At 70.8% G+C, this 3631-nt stretch carries 3 protein-coding genes; 1 reads left to right on the forward strand and 2 read right to left on the reverse strand.

The features are described 5' to 3' along the window. The coding region (locus RIF89_RS12150; RefSeq protein ID WP_309069368.1) for an NADP-dependent isocitrate dehydrogenase at positions 1–1597 on the reverse strand (1597 nt) is incomplete at its 3' end. 110 nt (positions 1598–1707) lie between these two features. Continuing rightward, a complete protein-coding gene (locus RIF89_RS12155) occupies positions 1708–2151 on the reverse strand; it encodes a hypothetical protein (RefSeq protein WP_309069369.1) in 444 nt (147 codons plus the stop codon). Positions 2152–2263: 112 nt separating this feature from the next. Here RIF89_RS12155 and RIF89_RS12160 point away from each other — a divergent pair, with 112 nt between their 5' ends. Beyond that, positions 2264–3589, forward strand: a complete 1326-nt coding sequence (locus RIF89_RS12160; protein WP_309069370.1) for an acetyl-CoA C-acetyltransferase — start codon at positions 2264–2266, stop codon at positions 3587–3589. Positions 3590–3631 lie beyond the last annotated feature (42 nt).

The raw sequence follows: 3631 nt of genomic DNA on the forward strand, positions 1-3631 counted from the left end.
CGAGGCCCTGGCGGATCCGCGCGAGCGAGAACAGCGTCGCCTCGGCGGGGGCCATGACGTGCAGCTCCAGACCGTCGGTGTCGTGCTCGCCCAGGTACTCCTCGACCTTCGCGATCAGGTTCGCGTCGTGCGCGCGCGTCGCGTCGAGCCAGAACACCGCGGGGGTGCTCGACAGGCGCGCGCGGGTCACGGCGAGCTTGACCCAGTCGCGGATCGCGGCGTCCTTGGTCTGGCACGCACGCCACACGTCGCCGGCTTCGACCTCGTGCTCCGTGAGCGCCTCGCCCGCCGCGTTGACGATCCGGACGATGCCGGGCGCGCCGATCTCGAAGGTCTTGTTGTGCGAGCCGTACTCCTCTGCCGCCTGAGCCATCAGGCCGACGTTCGGCACGGTGCCCATGGTGGCGGGGTCCAGCGCGCCGTTCGCCTTGCAGTCGTCGATCACGGCCTGGTAGATCCCCGCGTAGGACGAGTCGGGGATGACCGCGAGCGTGTCGGCCTCCTTGCCGTCGGGGCCCCACATGTGGCCGCCGATCCGGATCATCGCCGGCATCGACGCGTCGACGATGACGTCGCTCGGGACGTGCAGGTTGGTGATGCCCTTGTCGGAGTTGACCATCGCCAGCGCGGGGCCGTCGTTCAGGGCGGCGTCGAACGCGGCCTTGATCTCGGCGCCGCCCGGCAGCGCGTCCAGGCCGGCGTAGATCGCGCCGAGACCGTCGTTGGCCGACAGCCCGGCCGCGGCGAGGTCGGCGCCGTACGTGTCGAACACGGGCTTGAAGAACGTCTTGACCACGTGCCCGAACAGGATCGGGTCGCTGACCTTCATCATGGTCGCCTTCAGGTGCACCGAGAACAGCACGCCGTCCGCCTTGGCGCGCTCGACCTGCTCGGCGAGGAACGCGTCGAGCGCCTTCGCGCTCATGAACGTGGAGTCGACGACCTCGCCCGCGAGCACCTTCAGGTCGCTCTTGAGCACCGTGACGGATCCGTCCTGGCCGACGTGCTCGATCCGGAGCGTGTCGTCGGACGGGATGATCACCGACTTCTCGTTCGAGCGGAAGTCGTCGCGGCCCATCGTCGCGACGGCGGTCTTCGAGTCCGCGCTCCAGGCGCCCATCGAGTGCGGGTGCGCCTTCGCGTAGGCCTTGACCGAGGCGGGAGCCCGGCGGTCCGAGTTGCCCTGACGCAGGACGGGGTTCACGGCCGAGCCCTTGACCTTGTCATAGCGGGCGGCGAAGTCCTTCTCCTCCTCGGTCTGCGGGTTGCCCGGGTAATCGGGCACGTCGTAGCCGAGGGCCTGCAGCTCGGCGATCGCCGCCTCGAGCTGAGGCACGGACGCGGAGATGTTCGGCAGCTTGATGATGTTCGCCGCGGGGTCGTGGGCGAGCTCACCGAGCTCGCTCAGCGCGTCGCCGATCCGCTGCTCTTCCGTGAGGCGCTCCGGGAACTGCGCGAGGATGCGGCCGGCGAGCGAGATGTCGCGGGTCTCCAGCTCGATGCCCGCCTTTGCCGCGTAGCTCGCGACGATCGGCAGGAACGAGTACGTCGCCAGCAGGGGCGCCTCGTCGGTGTGCGTGTAGATGATCTTCGACATGCGGAAGAAGCTCCTGTGGTCGTCAGCCGATCGGCGGCTCGCGCGGTGCAGCGGCGCGCCGATTCTCTCGACTTCAAGATACCTGAGCGGTGCTGCGCCTCTCGTCCCCGTCAGGAGGTGACGATCGTCACCGCGCCGAACGGGAAGGGGAAAAAGACGGTGTCCGTGGCGCCGGGCGCGGGCATCGCCCAGAACCAGATCTGCGCGATGAGCAGGGAACCCAGGGCCATCACGACGACCCGGCCGCGCGCGCTCTCGAGCAGTCGATCGGCCTGCGCGTCGTTCTGCGTGCCCCGCGCGATCCAGCCGACGGTCCAGATCACCAATCCCGCGATCGCGAGGCCGACGAAGGGGCTCGGCCCCAGGGTCCACGTCTCGCAGGTCTCGCCCGTCGCGCTCAGCTCGCCTTCGGGCGCGTAGCACCGGCCTCGGGAGCTCACGGTGAACAGCGAGTACAGGACCCACCAGCACAGCGCCGTCCGCAGCAGCCTGTGAACCTGTCGGAAGGCGTCACGGCGGAGCGGCATCTGAAGCGCCTCGGTGGCTGTCGACATGCGATCTCCCTCGTCACCGCTCACTCTGGCAGAGCCGTCCTGCCGACGCCAGGAACCGGCGGGCGTCACCGAGGCCGGCCCCACCCGTCAAGCCGCGTGAGACGATCGGCACATGAGCTCAACGGCTGAGACCCCCGCCTCCGCAGCGCGCGACGCCTTCGTGGTCGGCGGCAACCGGATCCCGTTCTCCCGGGCCGGCAAGAGGTACGCCGACCTCTCGAACCAGGTGATGTTCACGGCCGCTCTCGAGGGGCTCGTCACGCGGTTCGGCCTCGAGGGCGAGCGCCTCGGCGAGGTGGTGGGCGGGGCGGTGCTGAAGCACTCGCGCGACTTCAACCTGATCCGCGAGAGCGTGCTCGGCTCCTCGTTGTCCCCGCAGACGCCCGCGTACGACCTGCAGCAGGCGTGCGCCACCGGGCTCGAGGCGGCGATCGCGGTGACCAACAAGATCCGGCTCGGTCAGATCGAGTCGGGCGTCGCCGGAGGCGCCGACACGATCTCGGACGCCCCGATCGCGGTGAGCGAGGGCCTGCGCCGCGTGCTGATGAGGCTGTCGCGCGCGAAGACGCTGCCCGATCGGCTCAGGGCGCTCGGGGCGCTGCGGCCCGCGCACCTGAAGCCGCTCACGCCGTCGACGGATGAGCCGCGCACGGGCCTGTCGATGGGCGAGCACCAGGCGATCACGACCGCGCGCTGGGGCGTGACCCGCGAGGCGCAGGACGAGATCGCGCTGAACAGCCATCTGCGCCTCGCGGCGGCGTGGGAAGCCGGGTTCTTCGACGACCTGGTGACGCCGTTCCGCGGTCTGAGCAGGGACGACAACCTGCGCGCGGACACATCCATGGCCAAGCTCGCCAAGCTGTCTCCCGTGTTCGGCAAGGACCTGGACGCCGCGCCGACCATGACGGCCGGCAACTCGACGCCCCTGACGGACGGCGCCTCGACCGTGCTGCTCGCGTCGCGAGAGTGGGCGCTGTCGCGCGACCTTCCGGTGCTGGCGCGTTTCGTGGACGCCGAGACGGCTGGCGTGGACTTCGTCGGCGGACGCGAGGGACTGCTGATGGGCGGAGCGCACGCGGTGCCGCGCCTGCTCGCGCGCAACGGGCTCACGCTCGACGACTTCGACTTCGTGGAGATCCACGAGGCCTTCGCGGCGACCGTGCTCACGACCCTGGCCGCGTGGGAGGACGACGACTACTGCCGCACCGAGCTCGGCCTGGACGGCGCGCTCGGCACCGTCGACCGCGCGAAGCTCAACGTCAACGGCTCCTCGCTCGCGGCGGGCCACCCGTTCGCCGCCACGGGCGGCCGCATCCTCGCGACGGCGGCCAAGCTGGTCGCCGCCCGCGCGGCGGACACCGGACGGCCGGCCCGGGCGCTGATCTCGGTCTGCGCCGCCGGCGGTCTCGCCGCGACGGCGATCCTCGAGTCGGCCTGATGCGATCACGCGCGCTTCGCGGCTGAGGAGCCGGGCGCGCGT

It is taken from the genome of Microbacterium sp. (genome assembly GCF_031178525.1).
Lineage (GTDB): Bacteria > Actinomycetota > Actinomycetes > Actinomycetales > Microbacteriaceae > Microbacterium.

What these genes read in the sequence shown, in the direction of transcription:
- RIF89_RS12160 (WP_309069370.1), top strand. Translation starts at nt 2,264, where the DNA reads ATGAGCTCAACGGCTGAGACCCCCGCCTCCGCAGCGCGCGACGCCTTC.
- RIF89_RS12155 (WP_309069369.1), bottom strand. Translation starts at nt 2,151, where the DNA reads ATGTCGACAGCCACCGAGGCGCTTCAGATGCCGCTCCGCCGTGACGCC.